This is a genomic window from Pseudomonas sp. NPDC089534, from assembly GCF_044749305.1.
Classification (GTDB): Bacteria; Pseudomonadota; Gammaproteobacteria; order Pseudomonadales; family Pseudomonadaceae; genus Aquipseudomonas; species Aquipseudomonas ekonensis.
This window is the reverse complement of sequence record NZ_JBIVHR010000042.1, coordinates 1-24009: the sequence shown is the minus strand read 5'-3', so window position 1 is coordinate 24009 and position 24009 is coordinate 1. Positions and strand designations below refer to the sequence as shown.

The following is a 24009-nucleotide window of genomic DNA, read 5'->3' as shown; positions in this document are numbered from 1 at the left end:
TGCGACGTCCGGTCGGCACAGCGCCGCGGTCCGGGTGTAAGGTGCAGGCGTGAAGCTGTTTCATCGCGAGCGGACAGGAGGTGCCTATGAGCATTGCGATGCTGAACAAGATGCACATGAACGGCTACGACGTACTCAGCGTGAACAATGGCCCCTGGCGGGTCTGCACACAGGGCGACCGGTTGGCCTCGTTCGCCAGCCGGGAAGAGGCGCTGGCGTATGCCGCCGCGCTGCCGGGCTACAGGAGCCGCACCCGCGCCCGCCGATCGGGCTGAGGGCGCTTTGAGGCTCACAGGGCCATGACGCAAAAGCCCCGGATGTCCGGGGCTTTTTGTTGGGTGTCTGGTTGTGCGGCGGGGCTCAGTGCACCTTGGTCCGGCTGATGGCCCGGGCCTTCACCTCCCTGGCGTACAGCTGCAGGCGTTCCTCGTCGCTTTGCAGCACTTCGCAGGACCTGAGCACCGCCTGGGCGTCCGCTTCGTTGCCGGACTTGCGCAGCTGTTCGGCGATGCGCTTGAGATCGACCGCCGACCAGCGCAGGTCCGATGCGACGCTTTGCAGGTCGCGCTGTAGTTCGTGTTCGTATTCGTTGAGCCGCATGATCACCTCCGGAACATTCTCGGTACAGAAGAGTAGCCGCATTTTCGGGGCGCGGGGCAAGGGTCGCCTGTCGCCGGGCTGAACGGATGCCGATCCGGCGCTGCGGGTTGCGCTCCAGGCGGCTGAAGGCAGTGCGCTACGATGGATGTCCGCACAGTTACAGGGTACATTCGCGTTTTTTCTGAAAGAAGGATTCACTATGCGGATGTTGATCGGGGGCATGCTGCTCGCGGCGCTGGCCGGTTGCTCACTGCCGGCGTCATTGGTGCCGGGCGAACCGAATGTCAGCAAGACCAGCGAGAAGGCCCCCAAGGACTACGCCGCATGTGTGCTGCCGCTGTGGCAGCAGGACATTCCCAAGACCACCCAGACCGCCATCTCCAACGGCTACCGCATCACCGCCCCGAGCATCGTCACCGCCGACGAGATCCTGGACATCGTCAAGTACAAGGACGGCAGCCGGGTGTCCCTGTACCAGGGACCGCCGTGGGCCAAGTCCGGGTCGTTGCGCAAGGCCGTGCGCGATTGCCTCTGAGGGCGGTCGGGCCAGCGTGAAAAAAGCGGAAACCGGGTATCGGTTTCCGCTTTTTTTTGCCTGTGCGCTGAGGATCAGTCGGAAAGGTCGACCAAGGGGATCGCCGATCCGCCGGCCTTCTTCTCGCGCCGCTCCTGCATCCAGTCTTCCACCTGGCTGCCGAACTGCGGCGGCGCCTTGCGACCGACCCTTCTGGCGATGTCGAGGATGGTCTGCTGGGCGAGAGCCTCTTCCATGCGCTTCTGCGCGGTCATCATGGCGGCGTGGATCGAGCAGGTGCCTTCCACCGCCCAGTCCGGCGGCGAGCCGTCGAACAGGGCGCAGCGGCCGCGGATGTCGCGGCATTCGAAAATGTTCTTGCGTCCGTCGATGGCGTTGACGATGTCGAGCAGGGTGATTTCATCCGCCGGCCGCGCCAGCGTGAAGCCGCCGCGCACGCCGCCGGTGGCGGTCACCAGTTTGCCCTTGGCCAGTTTGGTGAAGATCTTGGCCAGGTAGTCCAGCGGCACGCCTTGCAGGTCCGCCAGGTCGCGCACGCTCGCTTCGCGGCTGTCACCGCCGTTGCCCACCAGAAAGATCAGGCAGTGGATGCCGTACTCGACGCCCGCACTGTAAAGCGACATAGCTATCTCCGACTTTAGTTGTCGCCGATGTTATCAGGCCTTGAACGGGGCGGCAAATGCAGGGCGCCAGGGTTTTCTACCGTGCAGGTAGGCCTTTTCGGCTTGTTTACTAGGAAAAATGCAATTTGGACAGGGAGGGTTGTCACGGTTAACTATCGAAGTTTTCGATTTTAATGATCGTAAAATCTGACTTGTTGAATGTAACGGCGACCAATAGAGTCGCCGTTGTCGAAGGGGATGCCCGTTGCGCCTGAACCCTCAACGCGTATGTCGGCACCCCGGCGGGCAAGACCCGCCCAACCTTTTTCCATGACTTGGCCACGTGCCGGGAGACAACGATGAAACAGCACATTCTGGTGATCGGCGCAGGTTTCGGTGGCATGTGGAGCGCCTTGAGCGCCACCCGCCTGGTGGACCTTCACAATCGGGACAACATCGACGTGACGGTGCTGGCGCCGCAGGCCGAACTGCGCGTGCGTCCGCGCTTCTACGAGCCGAACGCCCACCAACTGGCCGCACCGTTGGCCGAGCTGTTCGAGGCGGTCGGCGTGCACTTCATCAAGGGTGCGGCGCACACCATCGATGCGCAGGCCAAGACCGTGGGTTACACCGATGCCGCCGGCGCCGGGCAGGTCTTCCACTACGACAAGCTGGTGCTGGCTTCGGGCAGCGGCCTGGCCCTGCCGGACACCCCGGGCGTGGCGCAGCATGCGTTCGATGTCGACCAGATCGAGTCGGCGATCCGCCTGGAGAACCACCTCAAGGCCCTGGCCGACCGGCCGCACAGCGTGGCGCGCAACACCGTGGTCGTGGCCGGCGGCGGCTTCACCGGGATCGAGACGGCGACCGAAATGCCGGCACGCCTTCGCGAAGTGCTGGGCGACCAGGCGGACATCCGGGTGATCGTCGTCGACCGCGGCCAGAAGATCGGCGTGTCCATGGGCGAGGCGATCAGCGTGAAGATCGCCGAGGCCAGTGCAGAGCTGGGCGTTGAATGGCGACTGGGTGTGTCGGTGCTGTCGGTCGACGAAAACGGTGTGACCCTGTCCGACGGTCAGCGCATCGAGGCGAACACCGTAGTCTGGACCACCGGCGTGCGCGCCAGTTCCCTGACCGAGCAGATTCCCGCCGAGCGCGACCGTCAGGGCCGCCTGCACGTCGATGCGCACCTGAAAGTGATCGGCCAGGACGACATCTTCGCCACCGGCGATGTGGCCTACGCGGCCACCGACGACATCGGCAACTTCGCCCTGATGACCTGCCAGCACGCCATCTCGTTGGGCCGGCATGCGGGCAACAACGTGGCTGCGCAGATCCTCGGGGTCGAGCCGACGCCGTACAGCCAGCCCAAATACGTCACTTGCCTGGACCTGGGCGCGTGGGGGGCGGTGTACACCGAAGGCTGGGACCGCCAGGTGAAGCTGGAGAAGGAGGAGGGCAAGTCGCTCAAGACCCAGATCAACACCCAGTGGATCTACCCGCCGGCGGCTGACCGCGCCGTTGCGCTGGCGGCGGCGGATCCGATGATCCCCGTGGTCGCCTGATCACTGCGTAAAGCCTTGTGGCGAGGGAGCTTGCTCCCGCCGGGTCGCGCAGCGGCCCCATCGCAAAGCCTCAAAGGGGCGCCTTGCACCCCAGCGGGAGCAAGCTCCCTCGCCACGGTACCCTCTAGCCCTTGAGTTCACTCAAGGGCTTTTTTTTGCCTGCGCGAAGGCTATGACCAAAAGTCATTGCCCCATGATTTTTAATGGTTACGTCCCGCCCGAAACCCGATGCTAAAAAATCGCAGACACAGCTCATCAATAACAACCAGAGAGCGTTTGCAGCCATGTCCCGATTGCCCGCCACGTCTCCCCGCGTCCGTTATTGATCCCTCCGCGCCACCCAGAGTAATGACAGATGAAAGAACTCGACCTCTATATCGGTGAAGGTTTCGAAGGCCCGGGCGTGAACGCCGCGCACATCAACATCCTGATCGGCCCGCGCAACGGCCCGGCCGGGCAGGCGTTCGCCAGCAGCCTGGCGTCGCCGAGCCAGGGCCATTGTCCGTTCATGGTGATCGCCCAGCCGAACATCCCGGTCAAGCCGATGACCCTCTACGTGAACAAGGCCGCCATCGTCGGCGACCTGCACGGCAACGCCACGTGGGGCGCGTCCCAGGCGGGGATCGCCAAGGCCGTGCTCGAAGCGCTGCTCGACGGCACGCTGCCGCCGGAGGCCGAGGACGAGTGGGCGATCGTCACCGCCAACTGGGTCAACCCGGCCTGCGACGACCTCGATGCGGTGTACCGGAACAACTACAACGCCTGTCGCACCGCGATCCGAGCTGCCCTGACCGGCAAGCCGGAAACCGCGCAGCTCAAGGATGTGGTCAACCACATCAGCAACCCTTTCTACACCCCCAAAGCCTGAGGTCCGCGCCATGCAATACATCCGTTTGGGCAACTCCGGCCTGCAAGTCTCCCGCCTGTGCCTGGGCACCATGAACATGGGCACCCCGGACTGGAAACCGTGGATCTTCAATGAAAAGCAGAGCGAGCCGATCGTGGCCCACGCCTTGGCCAACGGCGTGAACTTCATTGACCTGGCGGACTTCTATTCCGCCGGCGTCGGCGAGGAAGTGGTGGGGCGCATCGTCAAGCGCCTGGCCCGGCGCGAGGACCTGGTGATCACCACCAAGGTCGGCTACGGCACCCGCAGCGGCCTCAACGCCAGCGGCCATTCGCGCAAGCACATCATGGACAGCATCGACGCTTCGCTGAAGCGCCTGGACATGGATTACGTCGACGTGTTCATGCTGCATTACTTCGACATCAACACCCCGGTCGAAGAGACCATGGGCGCGCTGAACGACATCGTGCGTGCCGGCAAGGCACGTTACATCGGCGTGTCCACCATGCTCACCGGCCAGTTGGCCAAGCTCCTCATGGCCTGCGAGCGCAACGGCTGGGTCAAGCCGATCAACATGCAGCTGCAGCTGAACTGCGCCTACCGCGAGGAAGAGCGCGAGATGATTCCGTTCTGCCGCGACCAGGGCATCGGCGTGTCGGTGTTCAGCCCGTTGGCCCGGGGCCTGCTGACCGGCGACGTGCAGTCGACCCGCAACCAGACCGACTTCTTCACCCAGCAGATGTACAGCGACGAAGCCTCGTTCGAGATCGCCCATTCGGTGCAGCGCGTGGCCCGTGCCCGCGGCGTGTCGAACGCGCAGATCGCCCAGGCCTGGGTCGCCCACCATCCGGGCGTGGATTGCATGCTGGTCGGCGCCGACACCACCGCGCAGTTCGACAGCGCCTTGGCGGCGCTGGACACGAAGCTCGATGCCGAAGAGCTGCATGAGCTGGAGCGCAACTACACCCCGTGCGACGTGATCAACGATTACACCGCCGGCAAGCGCATCCTGCGCACGCCGCGTCCGGGCCTTGAGCGTTTCTCCTTGAAAGGGGCGGTGGCATGAACGGGCTGATCCGTCACGGCAACTTCATCGATGGCCAATGGGGGCAGGGCGGGGCGACGTACCCGGTGCTCAACCCGGCCAACGGTGAGGTGATCGCCGAGGTGCAGAAGGCCGGCGCCGAAGAAACCCGCCGGGCCATCGAAGCCGCCGACCGCGCGTTGCCGGCCTGGCGCAAGCTCACCGCCAAGGAGCGCAGCCAACGCCTCAAGCGCTGGAGCGAGCTGATGCTCGCCCACCAACAGGAACTGGCGACCCTGCTCAGCCGCGAGCAGGGCAAACCGTTGGCTGAAGCCAAGGGCGAGGTGGTCTACGCCGCGAGTTTCCTGGAGTGGTTCGGCGAGGAGGCCAAGCGCGCCTACGGCGATGTGATCCCGAGCCACAAGGCCGATGCCCGCATCATCGTGACCAAGGAGGCCATCGGTGTGGTTGCCGCGATCACCCCGTGGAATTTCCCGTTGGCAATGGTCACCCGCAAGGTCGGCCCGGCGCTGGCGGCCGGTTGCACGATGATTCTCAAGCCGTCGGAGGAAACCCCGCTGTCGGCCTTCGCCCTGGCGGTGCTGGCCGAGCAGGCGGGGATTCCGGCCGGGGTGTTCAACATCGTCTCCGGCGATGCGGTGGCCATCGGCGGTGCGCTGCAAGCGTCCGGCGTGGTGCGCAAGCTGTCGTTCACCGGTTCCACCCGCACCGGCAAGCTGCTGATGCGCCAGGCCGCCGACACCTTGAAGAAGGTTTCGCTGGAGCTGGGCGGCAACGCACCGTTCATTGTGTTCGACGACGCCGACATCGATGCGGCCGTCAAAGGCGCCATGGCCTCCAAGTTCCGCAACACCGGGCAGACCTGTGTCTGCGTGAACCGCTTCTTCGTTCAGGACGGCGTCTTCGAAGCCTTCACCGGCAAGCTCGCCGAGGCGGTCGCCGCCATGCGGGTCGGCCCTGCGCTGGAGGGCGACACCGAACAGGGCCCGCTGATCAACGCCGCGGCGTTGGCCAAGGTCGAGGCCCACGTCAGCGATGCGCTGGAGAAGGGCGCCACGCTGTTGTGCGGCGGCCGCCGGCATGCCCTCGGCGGCACGTTCTACGAGCCGACCATCCTCATCGACGCCTCGGGCGACATGCTCATCGCCCAGGACGAAACCTTCGGCCCGGTGGCCGCGTGCTTCCGCTTCAAGGATGAAGAGGAAGTGCTGGCGGCGGCCAACGCCACGCCGTTCGGCCTGTCGGCGTACTTCTACAGCCGCGACATCGGCCGGGTCTGGCGCATGGCCGAAGGGCTGGAGGCGGGGATGGTCGGGATCAACGAAGGGATCATCTCCACGGAAGTTGCGCCGTTCGGCGGCATCAAGGAATCGGGCCTCGGGCGCGAGGGTTCGAAGTACGGTCTGGAGGACTACCTGGAGATCAAGTACCTGCTGATGGGCGGTCTCTAGCCCGCTCGGCCCGTCTGCGGGGGCGGCTGTCTGCGGTGCTTGGGCTGACGCCTTCGCGGGCAACGCCCCGGTCACTGACACACCGCCTCCACAGCGAATCATGAAGCAAGCGCAATCGGTTTCTCCGTCAATAACAACAATTGGAGACGAACATGTCCGCTCAACCCATCAAGATCGATGACCTGCCCATCGGGCGCTTTCACCTCAAGATCGCCGGCCTGACCTTCGGCGCGCACTTCACCGACGGCTACATCCTCGGCCTGATCGGCATCGCCTTCACCTTGCTCAGCCCGCAGATGCACCTGGATGCGTTCTGGCAGGGGCTGATCGGTTCTTCGGCGCTGATCGGGCTGTTTCTCGGCAGCCTGTTCTTCGGCTGGATCTCGGACAAGGTCGGCCGGCAGAAGATCTTCCTGGTCAGCTTCGTGCTCATCACCTTGGCGTCGGTGATGCAGTTCTACGTCGAGACCGCCATGAGCCTGTTCCTGTGCCGGGTGCTGATCGGCATCGGCCTGGGCGGCGACTTCAGCGTCGGCCACGCGATGCTCGCCGAGTTCGCGCCGAAGAAGCACCGGGGTGTGCTGCTCGGCTCGTTCAGCGTGATCTGGACCTTCGGCTACGTGGCCGCGACCTTCGTCGGTACCGCCATGCTCAGCCTGGGCGACGACGCCTGGCGCTGGATGCTGGCCTCGTCGGCGATTCCGGCGGCGTTGATCCTGATCGCGCGGATCGGCACGCCGGAATCGCCGCGCTGGCTGGTCAATCAGGGCCGCGTGGCCGAAGCGCGGGCCGTCGTGAAACGGTTCCTGGGCGACAACGTCGAGCTGGACGAAACCCGCTCCACGGAACACCGTTCGGGCTACGCGGTGCTGTTCAGCCGCGAGTACCGCAAGCGCACGGCGTTCAACTGCCTGTTCTTCGTCTGCATCGTCATGCCGTACTTCGCCATCTACACCTTCCTGCCGTCGATCCTTAAGAAGATGGGCCTGGCCGAAGGCTTCGGCACGGAACTGATGCTCAACCTGCTGCTGATCCTCGGCGCGCTGATCGGCATCTGGTGCACGATCAAGTTCACCCGGCGCGGGTTCCTGATCAACTCGTTCGTCATTCTGGCGGTGGCGCTGTTCCTGCTCGCGGTGCTGCCGGGCGGTGCGGCGTGGCTGATGGTGCTGGTGTTCGGGCTGTTCACCCTGGTGCTGTCGGCGGTGAGCAACCTGGTCGGGGTGTTCCCGGCGGAGAGCTTCCCGACGGAAGTGCGCGCCAGCGGCATCGGCCTGGCGACGGCGGTCAGCCGGCTCGGCTCGGCCATCAGCACCTTCCTGCTGCCGGTGAGCGTGGCCGGCATCGGGCTGAGCCCGACCATGGGCATCCTGGCGGCGATCCTGGCCATCGGCGCGCTGCTGTCCTGGGCCTGGGCGCCGGAGACCAAGTCGCTGACGCTGAGCCAGGCCTGCAAGGCGCAGGTCCCGGTGGACGGCGCGGTGACGGCGGACGCCAAGGTGGTTGTCCCGGTTTAAGCGACGATGACCCGTCTGTGGGAGCCCGCCTGCTGGCGATGGCGGTGGGTCAGGCGCCGGAGATGCCGGCAGTGCCGGCCCTATCGCTTGCAGGCAAGCTCCCACAGGTTTTTGTGGTGAACCAAGAGCCTGCGGACACCCGTAGTCCCCTGTGGGAGCCAGCCTGCTGGCGATGGCGGTGGGTCAGACACCGGTGATGTTGGGTGGGCCGGCCTCATCGCTGGCAAGCCAGCTCCCACAGGGGTTTGTGGTGTACAGGAATGCTGCGGACAACCGGGATCCCTTGTGGGAGCCAGCCTGCTGGCGATAGCGGTGGGTCAGGCGCCGGAGACGCCGGCAGTGCCGGCCCTATCGCTTGCAGGCAAGCTCCCACAGGTTTCTGTGATGGGCACAGAAACCTGCCATCACCCTGGATTACCTGTGGGAGCCAGCCTGCTGGCGATAGCGGTGGGTCAGGCGCCGGAGATGCCGGCAGTGCCGGCCTCATCGCTGGCAAGCCAGCTCCCACAGGTTTTTGTGGTGTGCGGGGATGCTGCGGGCACCGGCGAAACCTGTGGGAGCCAGCCTGCTGGCGATGGCGGTGGGTCAGACGCCGGAGATGCCGGCAGTACCGGCCTCATCGCTGGCAAGCCAGCTCCCACAGGGATTTGTGGTGTGCGGGGATGTTGCGGACAACGGCGAAACCTGTGGGAGCCAGCCTGCTGGCGATGGCGGTGGATCAGGCAGCAGAGATGCCCAACGTGCCGTCGTCATCGCTGGCAGGCCAGCTCCCGCAGGGTCTTGTGGCGCTAGCGGATTCAGTGGGCGCCGGCCGCCTTGTTCAGGTCGCTTTCTGCCCATTCGGTGTACACGCACGCATCCGCCGTGGCCCAGCGCACCTGCACCGGATCGCCGGCCTTGAGCGGCATGCCGGCGGCGGACAGGGCCTTGACCGTCATCGAGGTGCCGCCCGGCGTCACGACGCTGCACGTTTGGCTCTCGCCGAGGAACAGCACCTCCACCACCTTGGCCGACACTTCGTTCCAGCCGGCGGCCAGCGGTTCGTTGACCGCTTGCTGCACGCTCAGCGCCAGGGCCTTTTCCGGGCGCACCATCAGCAGCACGTCCTGCCCGCTGTGCAGGCCGGCGGTGAGGCGGATCGACAGCGCCTGCCCTTCGAAATCCGCCGCCCCGTTGCCCTGGGCCTTGAGCCGCAGGAAGTTCGAGTTGCCGAGGAACGACGCCACAAAGGCATTCGGCGGATTCTGGTACAGGTCATAGCCGCTGCCCAGGCCGACGATCTTGCCGTGGCTGAAGATCGCGATACGTTGGGACAGACGCATGGCCTCTTCCTGGTCGTGGGTCACGTAGACGATGGTGATGCCCAGGCGCCGGTGCAGCTGGCGCAGTTCATCCTGCAGGTCTTCACGCAGCTTCTTGTCCAGCGCGCCGAGCGGCTCGTCCATCAGCAGGATGCGCGGTTCGTAGACCAGCGCCCGGGCGATGGCGACCCGTTGCTGCTGGCCGCCGGACAACTGCGAAGGCCGGCGGTGGGCGAACTGCTCAAGCTGCACCAGCTTGAGCATCGCATCGACGCGCTTGTCCCGCTCGGCGGCGGAGAGCTTGCGGATCATCAGCGGGAAGGCGATGTTGTCGCGCACCGAAAGGTGCGGGAACAGCGAGTACCGCTGGAACACCATGCCGATGTCGCGCTTGTGCGGCGGCACGTTCACCAGCGACTGGCCGTTGACCAGGATCTCGCCGCTGCTCGGCGTCTCGAAGCCGGCGAGCATCGACAGCGTGGTGCTCTTGCCCGAGCCGCTGGAGCCCAGGAAGGTGAGGAACTCGCCGTCCTTGATGTCCAGCGAGATGTTGTCCACGGCGGCGAAGTCGCCGTAGTGCTTGTTCAGGTGGCGCAGGCTGACCAGGGGTTTGTCGCTCTGCTGGGATGCGTCTTTGATCACGGCACTCATGTCGTACTCCTGGGCGCTCAGGCGCGGATTTCGTTGCGCCGGCGCAGGGCGGCGGCGATCACCATGACCAGCACCGACAGGCCGATCAGCAGCGTCGAGGCGACGGCGATCACGGGTGTCAGGTCCTGACGCAGGGTGGTCCACATTTTCACGGGAAGGGTCTGCAGGGTCGGGCTGGCCATCATCACGCTCAGCACCACTTCGTCCCACGAGACGAGGAAGGCGAAGAGGGCGCCGGCGACCATGCCCGGACGGATCGCCGGGAACGTCACCTTGAACACCGCTTGCAGGCGCGAGGCACCGCAGATCACCGCCGCGTCCTCGATCGACTGGTCGAACAGCTTCAGCGAGTTGATGATCGAGATGATGGTGAACGGCAGGGCGACGATCACATGGCTGACGACGAAGGCGAACATCGTCCCGGTGTAGCCGAGCTTGAGGAACAGCGCGTACACCGCCACGGCGATGATCACCAGCGGCACGATCATCGGCAGGGTGAACAGGCCGTAGAGCATTTCCCGGCCGGGAAAGCGCCCGCGCACCAGGGCGAAGGCGGTCGGCAGGCCCAGGGCCACGGCGCAGACCGTGGTCAGCACCGCGACCTTCAGGCTGGCCATGGCCGCGCTCATCCAGTCGGCGTTGGAGAAGAACTGCACGTACCACTTCAGCGTCCAGCCCGGCGGCGGGAACACCAGCCATTGGGACGAGCCGAACGACAGCAGCACGATGAACACGATGGGCAGCAGCAGGAACAGGCCGATCAGCCCGGTCGTCGCGTACAGGCCCAGGCGCATCCGGCGGCTCATGGCATTGGGTGTCAGGAGCATGTCGGCTTACCTCGCGTTGCTGGCGCCAACCGGGGATTCCGGCTGAAGCTTCAGGTAGAAGTAGAACAGCACCAGGGTGATGACGATCAGCAACGCGGCGCCGGCGCTGGCCAGGCCCCAGTTGAGGAACGACTGCACCTGCTGAATGATGAACTCCGGCAGCATCATGTTCTGCGCCCCGCCCAGCAGCGCCGGGGTGACGTAGTAACCGAGCGACATCACGAACACCATCAGCCCGCCGGACGCCAGCCCCGGCCGGCACAGCGGCAGGAACACCCGGAAGAAGTTGGTCCAGGGGCTGGCGCCGCAGATCGAGCCGGCCTGCAGGATCATCGGGTCGATGGTCTGCATGGTCGCCTGCAGCGGCAGCACGATGAACGGGATCATGATGTAGCTCATGCCGATCACCACGCCGGTGAGGTTGTGCACCATCTCCAGCGGCTGGTCGATGATGCCCAGCGCCATCAGGGCCTTGTTGATCACCCCCGAGGCCTGCAGCAGCACCAGCCACGAATAGGTGCGCGCAAGCAGGCTGGTCCACATCGACAGCAGCACGATGTTGAGCATCCAGCGGCCCCAGCCGCGCGGCACCAGGGTGATCGCCCAGGCCAGCGGAAAGCCCAGCAGCAGGCTGAACAGGGTCACCAGCCCGGCCACCGAAAAGGTGTTGAGCAGCACCCGCGCATAGGCCGAGTTGGCGAACAGCTGCTGGTAGTTGCCCAGGCCCGGTTCAGGCTCCAGCACGCCGCGCAGCAGCAGGCCGATCAGCGGCGCCAGGAAGAACAGGCCGAGGAACAGCAAGGCCGGGGCCAGGTTGCCGGCGCCGCGCCAGCGTTGTTTGAGGGACGGGGCCTGCGCCATTGCACTCGCCTTGGCCGGGGCCGGACCGGCAGCGCTGGCGGCGCTCCCGGCGGCAGTGGAGGGACGGGACGCGGTGGCCGTCATTTTCATTTGACCAGCCATTCGTTCCACCGTGTCGCGATGGCCGGGCCGTTCTTGGCCCAGTATGCGAAATCAAGGGTGATCTGATCCTTAGCGTAGGCAGTCGGCAGGTTGGGGGCCAGCGTCGAGTCCAGACGCGCCACGCTGTCGACGTTGACCGGGGCGTAGGCGGTCAGGTTGGAGAAGTCGGCCTGGCCTTTGGCGCTGCTGGCGCTGGCCAGGAACTTCATCGCCGCGTCCTTGTTCTTCGAACCCTTCGGCACGACGAGGATGTCGGCCATCACCAGGTTCTGTTTCCAGCTCACGCCCACCGGCGCGCCGTCCTGCTGCAGGGCGTAAGTGCGGCCGTTCCAGAACTGGCCGAGGCTGGCCTCGCCGGAGGCGAGCAATTGCTGCGACTGCGCGCCGCCGCCCCACCAGACGATGTCTTTCTTGATGGTGTCGAGTTTCTTGAAGGCGCGGTCCAGGTCCAGCGGGTAGAGCTTGTCCGCCGGCACGCCGTCGGCCAGCAGGGCCAGCTCCAGCACGCCGGGGCTCGGCCATTTGTACAGGGCGCGTTTGCCGGGGTAGGTCTTGGTGTCGAACAGGGCGCTCCAGTCCTGGGGCTTGTTGGCGCCGACCTTGCCTTCGTTGTAGCCGAGCACGAAGGAGAAGAAGAACGAGCCGACGCCGTGGTCGCTGACGAAGCGCGGGTCAATCTTGTCGCGTTGGATCTGCTTGAAGTCGAGGGGTTCGAGCAGGCCTTCGGCGGCGGCGCGCAGGGCGAAGTCGGCTTCGACATCGACCACGTCCCACTGCACGTTGCCGCTTTCGACCATGGCCTTGAGCTTGCCGTAGTCGGTGGGGCCGTCCTGCACCACGGTAATGCCGCTGGCCTTGCTGAACGGGTCGGCCCAGGCCTGCTTCTGCGCATCCTGGGTGCTGCCGCCCCAGCTGACAAAGTTCACGCTTTCGGCGGCCATTGCAGCGTGGCCGGTCACGCTCAGCAGTCCCGCAAGAAGGATTGCGGTTGCAGCTTTGTTCAACACCATTTTCACGCCCTCATTGTTGTGTTTTTCAGCGGGCTTGCGTTGTTGCCCGCCTGTCGGGAGCAGTAGAGGGACGGCTTGGTCGGCTCGTCCGGTCTATGGAATATCATATTATGGTATTCCAAGCTTTGTGCAAGCATTTTGCCGTACCGGTTATCCGGCAGCTTTGACTTCAGCACTCATGGAACACAGGCCGTGGCGAGGGAGCTTGCTCCCGCCGGGTTGCGCAGCGACCCTCGCTTCACCGAAGGCCGGGCCTGCTGCGCAGTCCAGCGGGAGCAAGCTCCCTCGCCACAGGGGAATCATTCGGTGAAGGGAATGCTCTCGACCACTTCCAGATCGTAGCCGGTCAAACCGGCATACTTCAGCGGCGGCCCGAGGTGGCGCAGCTTGCCGACGCCCAGGTTCTGCAGGATCTGCGCCCCGGTGCCCACTTCAGAATAGATCCGCGACTGCGAACGGCTGAACTGCCGCGGCGGCTGGGTCAGTTGCGGCACCCGCTCCAGCAGCGCCTGGGAGGACTCATGGTTGGCCAGCACCACGACTACGCCATGGCCTTCGGCCGCGACCCGCTGCAGCGCCGCCCACAGCGTCCAGTTGCGCGGCCCGCTGTACTCGGCGCCGACCAGGTCGCGCAGCGGGTCGATCACATGCACGCGCACCAGCGTCGGTTCCTCGCGGCGCAGCTCGCCCATCACCATGGCCATGTGCACGCCGCCCTCGATGCGGTCCTCGAAGGTGATCAGGCGGAAGGTGCCGTGCACGGTCGGCAGCTCGCGTTCGCCGATGCGTTCGATGGTGTGCTCGGTGCTCAGGCGGTAGTGGATCAGGTCGGCGATAGTGCCGATCTTGATCCCGTGCTTGCGCGCGAAGGCTTCCAGGTCCGGCCGGCGGGCCATGGTGCCGTCGTCGTTCATCACCTCGACAATCACCGAAGCGGGCGTGAAGCCGGCCAGGCGCGCCAGGTCGCAACCGGCCTCGGTGTGCCCGGCGCGGGTCAGCACGCCGCCTTCGCGGGCGCGCAGGGGGAAGATGTGGCCGGGCTGCACCAGATCCTCCGCGCAGGCACCGGGCGCCACCGCCGCGGCCACGGTGCGGGCGCGGTCGGCGGCGGAGATCCCGGTGGTGACGCCCACCGCCGCTTCGATGGAGACGGTGAACGCGGTGCTGAACACGCTGCCGTTGCTCGGCACCATTTGCTCCAGGCCCAGACGCTGGCAGTGTTCGTCGGTCAAGGTCAGGCAGATCAGCCCGCGGGCCTCACGGGCCATGAAGCTGATCGCCTCGGGTGTGCAGCGGTCGGCGGCCAGCAGCAGGTCGCCTTCGTTCTCCCGGTCCTCGTCATCGACCAGCAGCACCATTTTGCCGAGGCGGTAATCTTCGAGGATTTCTTCGATGCGGTTGAAGGCCATGCTGGACTCCCGGTGTCTGTTGGATATTTGTGGTATACCATAATACAAATTCAACCGAGAGGTCACTATGAAGGCTTACTGGATTGCTCACGTGGACGTCACCGATCCCGATCACTACAGCCAATACACCCAACGCGCGCCGAAGGCGTTCGCCGAGTACGGCGGACGGTTCCTCGCCCGGGGCGGGCGCAGCGAAGCGATGGAGGGCAGGGCGACGCCGCAGCGCAGCGTGGTGATTGAGTTCGACAGTTACGAGCAGGCGGTGGCGTGCTATCGCTCGGCGGCGTATCAGGAAGCGAAAAGCTATCGCGAGGAGTGGGCGAGGGCGGAAGTCATCATCGTCGAAGGCGTGGCACCACTCTGACCTGGTGGGAACCAGCCTGCTGGCGAAGACGGTGTTTCAGGCACCGTGGAGGGTGTGGCTGACGGCCTCATCGCGAGCAGGCTCGCTCCCACAGGGGGCGGTGTTGGCCGGCACGCAGCAGCGACGTTCCCTTGTGGGGGCCAGCCTGCTGGCGATGGCAGTGTTTCAGGCACCGTCGATGGTGCGGCGGGTGGCGTCATCGCGAACAGGCTCGCTCCTGCAGGGGAGCGCGATCAGCGGATGAAATGAATCTTGCCGCTGTCGTCGTTACCCACGTAGATGCCGTAGACGCCGGCCTGGCGCTCTTCGATGTAGCGTTCGAGGATCTGGCGGATCGCCGGGTAGTAGATCTTGTCCCAGGGGATGTCCTCGGGGGCGAAGAATTGGCAGTCGAGGGTTTCCGGGCCGTATTGGCCGGTGATCTCCAGGGCGATGGCGCGGAAGATGATGTACACCTCGCTGATCTTCGGCACGCTGAAGATCGAGTAGGGCGAGACGATCTCGGCGCGCACGCCGCTTTCTTCCCAGACTTCGCGCACGGCCGCCTGCTCGGTGGTCTCGCCGCTTTCCATGAAGCCCGCCGGCAGTGTCCAGGTGCCTGGACGCGGCGGGATCGCCCGCTGGCACAAAAGGTATTTGCCGTCCTGCTCGATGATGCAGCCGGCGATGATCTTCGGATTGACGTAGTGGATGTAGCCGCAGCCGCGGCACATCAGGCGCTCGTGCGTATCGCCCGGCGGCACCTGCTGACCGAGGTCAGCGCCGCCGCATTTCGGGCAAAAGCTCGGGCTGAACATGTCAGCGGCCTATGCGCGGTTCTTTCAGCGCGATGGGCAGGGTGATCGCCGGGGTGGCGCCGGTCTCTTCCTGCTTGCGCTTGAGGTAGTCGAGGGCGACGGCGGCCGCGGCGCGCACGTGGTCGACCGACGCCTGGTGCGCGGCCAGCGGATCGCCGCTCTTGATCGCCTCGACGATCTTTTCCATTTCCTGGTTGCTGGCGCCGCGGCGGTTTTCCTGGGACACCGACGTCGCCCGCAGGTAGCTGATGCGCGCCTGCAACTGGCGCAGCTGGGTGGCGGCGATGTGGTTGCCGGAGCCTTCCAGCAGCACGTCGTAGAAACCCTGCACCGAGTCGATCACCTGTTGCAGCTCGCCGTCCTTGAGGGCCTTGCGGTTCTCCTCCAGCGCTTTCTCCAGGGCCTTGATGTCCTTGGCCTTGGCGCGCAGGGTGAACAGCTGGACGATCAGGCCTTCGAGCACGCAGCGCAGCTCAAAGATGTCGACCGCGTCGGCCAGCGTGATGATCGCCACGCGCGGGCCCTTGGCGTCGGCGAACTCCACCAGGCCTTCGGACTCCAGGTGACGCAAGGCTTCGCGCACCGACGTGCGGCTCACGCCCAGGCGGTCGCACAGGTCGCGTTCGACCAGGCGGTCGCCCGGCAGGAGCTGGAAGTTCATGATGGCGCTTCGCAGCTTGTCCAGCACGATCTCGCGCAGGGTGACGGGGTTGCGATTGACCTTGAAGCTGTCGTCGAGTGGCAGGCGTTTCATGGAGTCCGCTCTAAATGTGGCTGTCCTTGCGGTGCGGTCAGACAGCCGAGTGTTGACTGGAGGCCTCGGCGTCGGCTTCGGCGAAGGCTTCACGGGCGAGCCGGAAACTGTCTACGGCCGCGGGAACGCCGCAGTAGATGCCGACCTGAAGCAGAATTTCGCGTATTTGCTCACGACTCAAGCCGTTACGCAAGGCGCCGCGCACATGCAGCTTGAGTTCGTGCGGGCGGTTGAGCGCCGAGATCATCGCCAGGTTGATCATGCTGCGCTCCTTGAGCGACAGGCCGTCGCGGCCCCAGACATGGCCCCAGCAATATTCGGTGACCATTTCCTGCAGCGGGCGGGTGAAGTCGTCGGCGTTGCGGAGCGAGCGCTGGACGTAGTCGTCGCCCAGCACCTGGGTGCGGATCTTCAAACCCTGTTCGTACTTTTCGTTGATCATGTCTCACCTCAAACCCTGTGGAAGCTGGCTTGCCAGCGATAGCGGTGGTTCAGTCGGCATTGATGTTGAATGTTCCGACGTCATCGCTGGCAAGTCGAATCGTCGCACCGCAGCTCCCACAGGGACTTGCATGTTTTTCTCAGGCCAGTGTCGGCAACGCGCCGAGCTTGCCCTTGTGGTAGATCATCGGCGTCACCGGCTGCGCGGGCAGGATCAGGTTCTTCACCGCGCCGACGATGATCGCGTGGTCGCCGCCGTCGTATTCGCGCCACAGCTCGCACTCGATGATCGCCGTGGCCTTGTCCAGGATCGGGTTGCCCAGCTCGCTCAGGTGCCAGGCGATGCCTTTGGCCTTGTCCTTGCCCTTGCCGGCGAAGGCATAGGCTTCGGCGGTCTGGTCGGCGGACAGCAAATGGATCGCGAAGCGCTGGCTGTCGCGCAGCACCGGGTAGGTGTCGGAGGCGTAGTTGGGGCAGAACAGCACCAGTGCCGGGTCGATCGACAGCGCGCTGAACGCGCTGGCGGTGATGCCGACGATGCCGCCGTCCGCGTCGAGGGTGGTGACCACCGTGACCCCGGACGGGAACGAGCCCATCACGTCTTTGTAAATGCCGGGTTCGATCATGTCGCAGGACTCCTAGCGCATCACGAAGGGATCAGGCATCGGCGCCTGGGAAAGGTTGATCCACACCGTTTTCAGTTCGGTGTAGGCCAGCACCGAATCGATGCCGCTTTCGCGTCCGTAGCCACTGTTCTTGAAGCCGCCGATGGGCGCCATCGCCGACACCGCGCGGTAGGTGTTGACCCAGATGATCCCCGAACGCACGTCACGGGCCAGGCGGTGGGCGCGGCCCAGGTCGCGGGTCCAGATGCCGGCGGCGAGGCCGAACTGCGAGTCGTTGGCGATCGCCAGCGCTTCGGCCTCGTCCTTGAAGCGGATCACCGAGGCCACCGGGCCGAACACTTCTTCCTGCATGATCTTCATCGAGTTGCGGTCGCACTCGAACAGCGTCGGCTCATAGAACCAGCCGTCGCCCACGCCCGCCGGGCGCTTGCCGCCGATGCGCAGGCGCGCCCCTTCGGCGAGGGCGTCGGCCACCAGGCCTTCGACCACGGCCAGTTGCTGGGCGGTGGCCATCGGGCCCATCTCGCTGCTGTCGTCCTGCGGGTTGCCGATGCGGATGCGCTGGGCGCGCTCGACCAGACGGCCGACGAACTCGTCGTAGATCTCGTCCTGCACCAGCAGGCGCGAGCCGGACACGCAGCTCTGCCCGGACGCCGCGTAGATCCCGGCGATGGCGCCGTTGATCGCGCTGTCGAGGTCGGCGTCGGCGAAGATGATGTTCGGCGATTTGCCGCCCAGCTCCAGCGACAGCTTGGCGAAGTTTTCGGCGCTGCTGCGCACCACATGCCGGGCGGTCGCCGCGCCGCCGGTGAAGGCGATCTTGCGCACCAGCGGATGGCGGGTGAGGGCGGCGCCGGTGCTCGGGCCGTAGCCAGTGACGACGTTGACCACGCCTGGCGGGATGCCGGCTTCGAGGGCCAGGCGCGCCAGTTCCAGGATCGTCGCCGAGGCGTGCTCGGACGGCTTGATCACGATGGTGTTGCCCGCCGCCAGGGCCGGCGCGAGCTTGATCGCGGTCAGGTACAGCGGGCTGTTCCACGGAATGATCGCGGCGACCACGCCCATGGCTTCGTGCACGGTGTAGGCGAACAGGTCGGGCTTGTCGAGCGGCAGGGTGCCGCCTTCGAGCTTGTCGGCCAGGCCGGCGGTGTAGTGGAAAAATTCCGGCAGGTAGCCGACCTGGCCGCGGGTCTCGCGGATCAGCTTGCCGTTGTCGCGGCTTTCCAACTGGGCCAGCTGTTCCTTGTTTTCGGCGATCAGGTCGCCGAGGCGGCGCAGCAGCTTGCCCCGCGCAGTGGCGGTCAGGCCACGCCAGGCCGGGCTGTCGAAGGCGGTCTGGGCCGCCTGCACAGCGCGTTCGACATCGGCCTCGTCGGCATCGGGCAGCTCGGCCCAGGGCTCGGCCAGCGCCGGGTTCAGGCTTTGGAACGTCTTGCCGGACAGGGCGTCGACCCAGTCTCCGCCGATGCACATGCGAAAGCGTGCGAGTGTCATGCAACGATCCCCTTTATATGGTTTTGTCGGGCGTTTGCGGATTCGAGAAATTCCAGCAGCATCTGGTTGACCAGGCGCGGCGACTCTACGGGCATCATATGCCTTTGGTCGGGCAGCACGGCGACCTTCGCGCCGGGGATGCGCCGGGCCAGTTGCTCGGCCATCTCCGGGGTCGAGCCGGGATCCAGCTCGCCCGTGGCGATCAGGGTCGGCACCTGGATGCTGCCCAGGTCGTCGGCGCGGTACATGTCTTGCGTGGCGAACAGCGAATAGGTGGTCAGGTAGCCCTGCGGGTCGTTGCCGGCCAGGGTCTGGCGGATCGCGGCGATCTGCGCCGGATTGGCCGCCTGGTATTCGCGGCTGAACCAGCGCGACAGCGCCGCTTCGGCGTTGGCGTCCGGCCCGTGCTCGGCGGCCTGGCTGGTGCGGGCGATGACCCCGGCGCGCTGCTCCTCGGTGCGGTTGAACACACTGTTGAGCACCACCAGCCCTTGCAGGCGCTGCGGGTAGTGCAGGGCGAACGCCCGTGCCACCAGGCCGCCCATGGAAAACCCGATCACGGTGGCCTGGGACAGTTGCAGGTGCTCCAGCAGCTCCAGCAACTGATCGGCGTAACCGAGCAGGCCGGTGTCGGCGGCCGGTCGCGGACTGGCGCCATGCCCGAGCATGTCGTAGGCGATCACCCGGTACTGCGAGGCGAGGCCGACGATCTGGCCGCCCCACATTTCTTTGTTCAGGCCCACGCCGTGGATCAGCACCACGGGTTGGCCGAGGCCGGTCGCCAGATAACTGGTGCCGGCGGGGGTGAGTTCAGCGGTGAGCCGAATCATGGAGCGCTCCTGCAATGCTTTCTTATTGTGGTCACTGGGCCTTTTCGGCGGCCAGCTCTTCCAGGTCGATGTAGCGGTTGCCGATGCGCGGGTGCAGGCGGCCGCCGTCGGCGCACCCGAGCACCACGACGATCTCGTCGGCGCGCGGGGCGTCTTCGATCTGCATTTCCAGGGTGATGTAGTGCGAGCGCAGGCCTTCGTCGTCCTTGTGCATCATCGGGATCTGGATCGAAGTGCCGGGGCCGCCGCGCTTGTTGGTGAAGCTCAGGTAGCTCTTGGCCTTGACCGCTTCGCGGTAGTGGTTGCCGAAGCGCAGGGTGTGGATCACCGCCGAGGCGTGCTCGATCTCGCCGTCGGCGCCGACCACGGCGGCCTTGCCGTAGGCCTCGATCTTCTCGGCGCCGCCGATGGCGGCCACCAGGCGTTCGACCATCAGTGCGCCGAGGTCGGAGCAGTTGGCGCGGATTTCCGGTTTCAGGTCTTCGACGAAGCCGCGGCCCAGCCACGGGTTCTTGATCACGACCGCCAGGCCGACCATGGTCACCGGGGTGTCGGTGGCCTTGCCGCCTTCGATGAAAGTCTCTTCGACGTAGCTGACGATCTTGCGGATTTCGAAACTCATGGGCTGCTCCGTGGGGATTGAGAGTGTCTGTGCGTCTGATGGTATACCATAATACCTATCGCGCAAGTCCCCTTCGCAAGTTTTGCGTCATCCATCCGGCGAATGGCCGTTCATTCAGCCGTCATCGCCAGCCGGCTGGCTCCCACATTGTTCTGCTGTGACCACAGACTCTGCATTCACCCCAGATCCCTGTGGGAGCCAGCCTGCTGGCGATGGGGCCGCTCCGGCCCGCGTCTTTGTGGCCTGGCCTGGCGCATTCGCGAGCAAGCATTCGTCTGCAACAGACCGGTTTCGCGGTTAACAAAAGATAACGTGGCGCCGATTGTCAGACGTTTCCAAAGCCCGATAGGATGAGCCAGCATCCGAAGGGGCTCTGGACTGCGGGTTTCAGGACTATGCTGCATGCAGCGCAGCTGACCGGCCGGTCACCCGGAGCACCCTTGCGGCGCCCTTGAAGGCCCGATGGCCCAACAATAATAAATAGGGGAAGGTCTATGGTTCGTTGCCGCCCGCCGGCGTTACGCAAAACCGCACTGCTGGCCACCGCCTGCGCCCTGCTGGGCCTGGCCACCGTTCCGGCCTGCGCACTGGCCGACGAGGCGCCTGCGGACGCGGTCTATTCCACCGCTTCGGCCAAGGCCGCCAAAAGCCTGATGCTCGATGTCGTCCATGCCGGCGCCCGGTTGGTGGCGGTCGGGGATCGCGGGCACATTCTCTATTCCGACGACCAGGGCAAGACCTGGACCCAGGCCAAGGTGCCGACCCGGCAACTGCTCACCGCCGTGTACTTCGTCGACGACCGGCACGGCTGGGCCGTCGGCCATGACGCGCAGATCCTCGCCAGCGAAGACGGCGGCCTGACCTGGACCAAACAGTTCGAAGACCTCAAGCGCGAAGCGCCGCTGCTCGACGTCTGGTTCAAGGACGCCAGCAGCGGCATCGCCGTCGGCGCCTACGGTGCGCTGCTGGAGACCACCGACGGCGGCCAGCATTGGGAAGACATCAGCGACCGCCTCGACAACGAAGACCAATACCACCTCAACGCCATCGCCGCCGTGAAGGACGCGGGGCTGTTCATCGTCGGCGAGCAGGGCAGCATGTTCCGCTCCGCCGACTGGGGCCAGACCTGGGAAAAGCTCGAAGGCCCGTACGAAGGCTCGCTGTTCGGCGTGATCGGCACCGCGCAGCCGCAGACCCTGCTGACCTACGGCCTGCGCGGCAACCTCTACCGCTCCACCGACTTCGGCGGCACCTGGGAGCAGGTCGAGCTGAAGGCGGCGCGCGGTTCCCTGGAGTTCGGCCTGTCCGGCGCCACGCTGCTCGACGACGGTTCCATCGTGATCGTCGGCAACGGCGGCTCGGTGATCAGCAGCAGCGACAACGGCGAGACCTTCAGCGTGTTCAACCGGCCCGACCGCATTTCGCTGTCGTCGGTCACCGCCGCCGGCAACGGCGACCTGATCCTGACCGGGCAGGGCGGAGTACGCATCACGGCGCCCAACGGCGCCGAGCTGGGCAAATGAGCCGGATCAATAATAAGAAGGCGGGGCTATGACTTCCTTGAGCACTCATCATCAGGACAAGGCGACGTTCCTCGAACGCCTGATTTTCAACAACCGCCCGGCAGTGATCGTGATCTGCCTGCTGGTCAGCATCTTTCTGTTCTGGCAGGCCACGCTGATCCGGCCGTCCACCAGCTTCGAGAAAATGATCCCGCTCAAGCATCCGTTCATCGAGAAGATGATGGAGCACCGCAACGACCTGGCGAACCTGGGCAACACGGTGCGGATCTCGGTGGAGGCCACCGACGGCGACATCTTCTCCAAGGAGTACATGGAGACCCTGCGCCAGATCAACGACGAGGTGTTCTACATCTCCGGCGTCGACCGCTCCGGCCTCAAGTCGCTGTGGAGCCCGAGCGTGCGCTGGACCGAAGTGACCGAGGAAGGCTTCGCCGGCGGCGAAGTGATCCCGCAGAGCTACAACGGCTCCCAGGACAGCCTCGACCTGCTGCGCAACAACGTGCTCAAGTCCGGCCAGGTCGGGCGGCTGGTGGCCAACGACTTCAAGTCGAGCATCGTCGACATCCCGCTGCTGGAGTCCTACCCGGACCCGCAGGACCAGGGCAAGCTGCTGGCGCTGGACTACCGCAAGTTCTCCCATGAGCTGGAGGACAAGATCCGCAACAAGTTCGAGGCGCAGAACCCCAACGTCAAGATCCACATCGTGGGCTTCGCCAAGAAGGTCGGCGACCTGATCGACGGCCTGGTGATGGTGGTGATGTTCTTCGGCGTCGCGTTCGTCATCACCCTGATCCTGCTCTACTGGTTCACTAACTGCATGCGCAGCACCGTGGCGGTGCTGAGCACCACGCTGGTGGCGGTGATCTGGCAACTGGGGCTGATGCATTTCTTCGGTTTCGGGCTCGACCCGTACTCGATGCTGGTGCCGTTCCTGATCTTCGCCATCGGCATCTCCCACGGCGTGCAGAAGATCAACGGCATCGCCTTGCAGTCGAGCGAGGCGGACAACGCCCTGACCGCCGCGCGGCGCACCTTCCGGCAGCTGTTCCTGCCGGGGATGATCGCGATCCTGGCGGACGCCGTCGGCTTCATCACCCTGCTGATCATCGACATCGGCGTGATCCGCGAGCTGGCCATCGGCGCGTCCATCGGCGTGGCGGTGATCGTGTTCACCAACCTGATCCTGCTGCCGGTGGCGATCTCCTATGTCGGCATCAGCAAGCGCGCCGTGGCCAAGAGCAAGAAGGACGCGAACCGCGAGCATCCGTTCTGGCGCCTGCTGTCGAACTTCGCCAACTCCAAGGTGGCGCCGGTGTCGATCCTGATCGCGCTGGTCGCCTTCGGCGGCGGCCTCTGGTACAGCAAGAACCTCAAGATCGGCGACCTCGACCAGGGCGCGCCGGAACTGCGGCCGGACTCGCGCTACAACAAGGACAACAACTTCATCATCAGCAACTACTCCACCAGTTCCGACGTGCTGGTGGTGATGGTCAAGACCAAGTCCGAAGGCTGCTCGCGCTACGAGGCGATGGCGCCCATCGACGAGCTGATGTGGAAGATGCAGAACACCGAGGGCGTGCAGTCGGCGATCTCGCTGGTGACCGTGTCCAAGCAGATGATCAAGGGCATGAACGAGGGCAACCTGAAATGGGAGACCCTGTCGCGCAACCCGGACGTGCTGAACAACTCCATCGCCCGGGCCGACGGCCTGTACAACAACAACTGTTCGCTGGCGCCGGTGCTGGTGTTCCTCAACGACCACAAGGCCGAGACCCTGGACCGTGCCGTGAAGGCGGTGCAGGCATTCGCCGCGGACAACAACAAGGAAGGCCTGGAGTTCATCCTCGCCGCCGGCAACGCCGGGATCGAGGCGGCCACCAACGAAGTCATCAAACAGGCTGAGCTGACCATCCTGGTGCTGGTGTACATCTGCGTGGCGGTCATGTGCATGATCACCTTCCGCTCGTGGGCGGCGACCCTGTGCATCGTCCTGCCGCTGGTGCTGACCTCGGTGCTGGGCAACGCGCTGATGGCGTACATGGGCATCGGGGTGAAGGTGGCGACCCTGCCGGTGGTGGCGCTGGGGGTGGGCATTGGCGTGGATTACGGCATCTACATCTACAGCCGGCTGGAGAGCTTCCTGCGTGCCGGGTTGCCGTTGCAGGAAGCCTATTACCAGACCTTGCGCTCGACCGGTAAAGCGGTGCTGTTCACCGGCTTGTGCCTGGCCATTGG

The 24009-nt window shown here is 65.3% G+C and carries 24 protein-coding genes; 10 read left to right on the top strand and 14 right to left on the bottom strand.

Going from position 1 to position 24009, the window contains the following annotated elements; genetic code table 11:
• Positions 1-86 precede the first annotated feature (86 nt).
• Positions 87-275: a DUF2188 domain-containing protein gene (locus ACIP0B_RS14940; protein WP_400833107.1), complete on the top strand. Its 189-nt coding sequence runs from the start codon at positions 87-89 to the stop codon at positions 273-275.
• A gap of 85 nt (positions 276-360) precedes the next feature.
• Here the strand turns inward: ACIP0B_RS14940 and ACIP0B_RS14935 are convergent, their stop codons facing one another.
• Positions 361-600: a hypothetical protein gene (locus tag ACIP0B_RS14935; protein WP_400833104.1), complete on the bottom strand. Its 240-nt coding sequence runs from the start codon at positions 598-600 to the stop codon at positions 361-363.
• 199 nt (positions 601-799) lie between these two features.
• On the opposite strand from ACIP0B_RS14935, the gene ACIP0B_RS14930 reads away from it, so the two are divergent.
• Positions 800-1135 carry a hypothetical protein gene (locus ACIP0B_RS14930; protein ID WP_400833102.1) on the top strand — a complete coding sequence of 112 codons (336 nt, stop codon included), beginning with the start codon at positions 800-802 and terminating at the stop codon, positions 1133-1135.
• Between the two features lie 74 nt (positions 1136-1209).
• Here ACIP0B_RS14930 and ACIP0B_RS14925 read toward each other — a convergent pair whose 3' ends face one another.
• The gene (locus ACIP0B_RS14925) at positions 1210-1758 is read right to left on the bottom strand and encodes an RrF2 family transcriptional regulator (protein WP_400833100.1); all 549 of its coding nucleotides are present in this window, start codon (positions 1756-1758) and stop codon (positions 1210-1212) included.
• Positions 1759-2096: 338 nt separating this feature from the next.
• Here ACIP0B_RS14925 and ACIP0B_RS14920 point away from each other — a divergent pair, with 338 nt between their 5' ends.
• From ACIP0B_RS14920 to ACIP0B_RS14900, 5 genes are all read left to right on the top strand, one after another.
• Complete coding sequence (locus ACIP0B_RS14920; RefSeq protein WP_400833098.1) at positions 2097-3302, top strand: NAD(P)/FAD-dependent oxidoreductase; 1206 nt, start codon at positions 2097-2099, stop codon at positions 3300-3302.
• 355 nt (positions 3303-3657) lie between these two features.
• Positions 3658-4170, top strand: coding sequence for a formaldehyde-activating enzyme (gene fae / locus ACIP0B_RS14915; RefSeq protein ID WP_400833095.1), 513 nt, complete (start codon positions 3658-3660; stop codon positions 4168-4170).
• Between the two features lie 10 nt (positions 4171-4180).
• The gene (locus ACIP0B_RS14910; RefSeq protein WP_400833094.1) at positions 4181-5215 is read left to right on the top strand and encodes an aldo/keto reductase; all 1035 of its coding nucleotides are present in this window, start codon (positions 4181-4183) and stop codon (positions 5213-5215) included.
• Positions 5212-6645: an NAD-dependent succinate-semialdehyde dehydrogenase gene (locus tag ACIP0B_RS14905; protein ID WP_400833091.1), complete on the top strand. Its 1434-nt coding sequence runs from the start codon at positions 5212-5214 to the stop codon at positions 6643-6645. The genes ACIP0B_RS14910 and ACIP0B_RS14905 overlap by 4 nt, the downstream gene beginning before the upstream one ends.
• 152 nt (positions 6646-6797) lie before the next feature.
• Entirely contained in the window at positions 6798-8162 is a 1365-nt protein-coding gene (locus ACIP0B_RS14900) for an MFS transporter (RefSeq protein ID WP_400833088.1), read from the top strand.
• Between the two features lie 797 nt (positions 8163-8959).
• Here the strand turns inward: ACIP0B_RS14900 and ACIP0B_RS14895 are convergent.
• The 5 genes from ACIP0B_RS14895 to ribBA all read right to left on the bottom strand — a co-directional run bounded on the left by ACIP0B_RS14895 (position 8960) and on the right by ribBA (position 14323).
• The gene (locus ACIP0B_RS14895; protein WP_400833086.1) at positions 8960-10114 is read right to left on the bottom strand and encodes an ABC transporter ATP-binding protein; all 1155 of its coding nucleotides are present in this window, start codon (positions 10112-10114) and stop codon (positions 8960-8962) included.
• Positions 10115-10131: 17 nt separating this feature from the next.
• Positions 10132-10941, bottom strand: coding sequence for an ABC transporter permease (locus tag ACIP0B_RS14890; protein ID WP_085586821.1), 810 nt, complete (start codon positions 10939-10941; stop codon positions 10132-10134).
• A 6-nt stretch (positions 10942-10947) separates the two neighbouring features.
• Positions 10948-11892 carry an ABC transporter permease gene (locus ACIP0B_RS14885; protein ID WP_400833084.1) on the bottom strand — a complete coding sequence of 315 codons (945 nt, stop codon included), beginning with the start codon at positions 11890-11892 and terminating at the stop codon, positions 10948-10950.
• Complete coding sequence (locus tag ACIP0B_RS14880) at positions 11889-12914, bottom strand: ABC transporter substrate-binding protein (RefSeq protein WP_400833081.1); 1026 nt, start codon at positions 12912-12914, stop codon at positions 11889-11891. The genes ACIP0B_RS14885 and ACIP0B_RS14880 overlap by 4 nt, the downstream gene beginning before the upstream one ends.
• A gap of 299 nt (positions 12915-13213) precedes the next feature.
• Complete coding sequence (ribBA, locus tag ACIP0B_RS14875; RefSeq protein WP_400833077.1) at positions 13214-14323, bottom strand: bifunctional 3,4-dihydroxy-2-butanone-4-phosphate synthase/GTP cyclohydrolase II; 1110 nt, start codon at positions 14321-14323, stop codon at positions 13214-13216.
• Between the two features lie 67 nt (positions 14324-14390).
• Here ribBA and ACIP0B_RS14870 point away from each other — a divergent pair, with 67 nt between their 5' ends.
• A complete protein-coding gene (locus ACIP0B_RS14870) occupies positions 14391-14687 on the top strand; it encodes a DUF1330 domain-containing protein (RefSeq protein WP_400833075.1) in 297 nt (98 codons plus the stop codon).
• 233 nt (positions 14688-14920) lie between these two features.
• Here ACIP0B_RS14870 and ACIP0B_RS14865 read toward each other — a convergent pair whose 3' ends face one another.
• From ACIP0B_RS14865 to ACIP0B_RS14835, 7 genes are all read right to left on the bottom strand, one after another.
• Positions 14921-15484 carry an NUDIX hydrolase gene (locus ACIP0B_RS14865; protein WP_085586815.1) on the bottom strand — a complete coding sequence of 188 codons (564 nt, stop codon included), beginning with the start codon at positions 15482-15484 and terminating at the stop codon, positions 14921-14923.
• A gap of 1 nt (position 15485) precedes the next feature.
• Positions 15486-16238, bottom strand: a complete 753-nt coding sequence (locus ACIP0B_RS14860; protein ID WP_400833073.1) for a GntR family transcriptional regulator — start codon at positions 16236-16238, stop codon at positions 15486-15488.
• A gap of 37 nt (positions 16239-16275) precedes the next feature.
• Complete coding sequence (locus ACIP0B_RS14855) at positions 16276-16680, bottom strand: carboxymuconolactone decarboxylase family protein (RefSeq protein WP_400833071.1); 405 nt, start codon at positions 16678-16680, stop codon at positions 16276-16278.
• 139 nt (positions 16681-16819) lie between these two features.
• A complete protein-coding gene (locus ACIP0B_RS14850; protein ID WP_400833069.1) occupies positions 16820-17305 on the bottom strand; it encodes a flavin reductase family protein in 486 nt (161 codons plus the stop codon).
• A gap of 12 nt (positions 17306-17317) precedes the next feature.
• Positions 17318-18799: an aldehyde dehydrogenase gene (locus tag ACIP0B_RS14845; protein WP_400833067.1), complete on the bottom strand. Its 1482-nt coding sequence runs from the start codon at positions 18797-18799 to the stop codon at positions 17318-17320.
• Positions 18796-19629: an alpha/beta fold hydrolase gene (locus ACIP0B_RS14840; protein WP_400833064.1), complete on the bottom strand. Its 834-nt coding sequence runs from the start codon at positions 19627-19629 to the stop codon at positions 18796-18798. The genes ACIP0B_RS14845 and ACIP0B_RS14840 overlap by 4 nt, the downstream gene beginning before the upstream one ends.
• Before the next feature lie 31 nt (positions 19630-19660).
• Positions 19661-20251: an amino acid synthesis family protein gene (locus tag ACIP0B_RS14835; RefSeq protein ID WP_217892384.1), complete on the bottom strand. Its 591-nt coding sequence runs from the start codon at positions 20249-20251 to the stop codon at positions 19661-19663.
• Between the two features lie 494 nt (positions 20252-20745).
• Here ACIP0B_RS14835 and ACIP0B_RS14830 point away from each other — a divergent pair, with 494 nt between their 5' ends.
• Both ACIP0B_RS14830 and ACIP0B_RS14825 read left to right on the top strand, forming a co-directional pair.
• Positions 20746-21774, top strand: coding sequence for a WD40/YVTN/BNR-like repeat-containing protein (locus tag ACIP0B_RS14830; RefSeq protein ID WP_400833061.1), 1029 nt, complete (start codon positions 20746-20748; stop codon positions 21772-21774).
• Positions 21775-21802: 28 nt separating this feature from the next.
• The coding region (locus ACIP0B_RS14825; protein ID WP_400833059.1) for an RND family transporter at positions 21803-24009 on the top strand (2207 nt) is incomplete at its 3' end.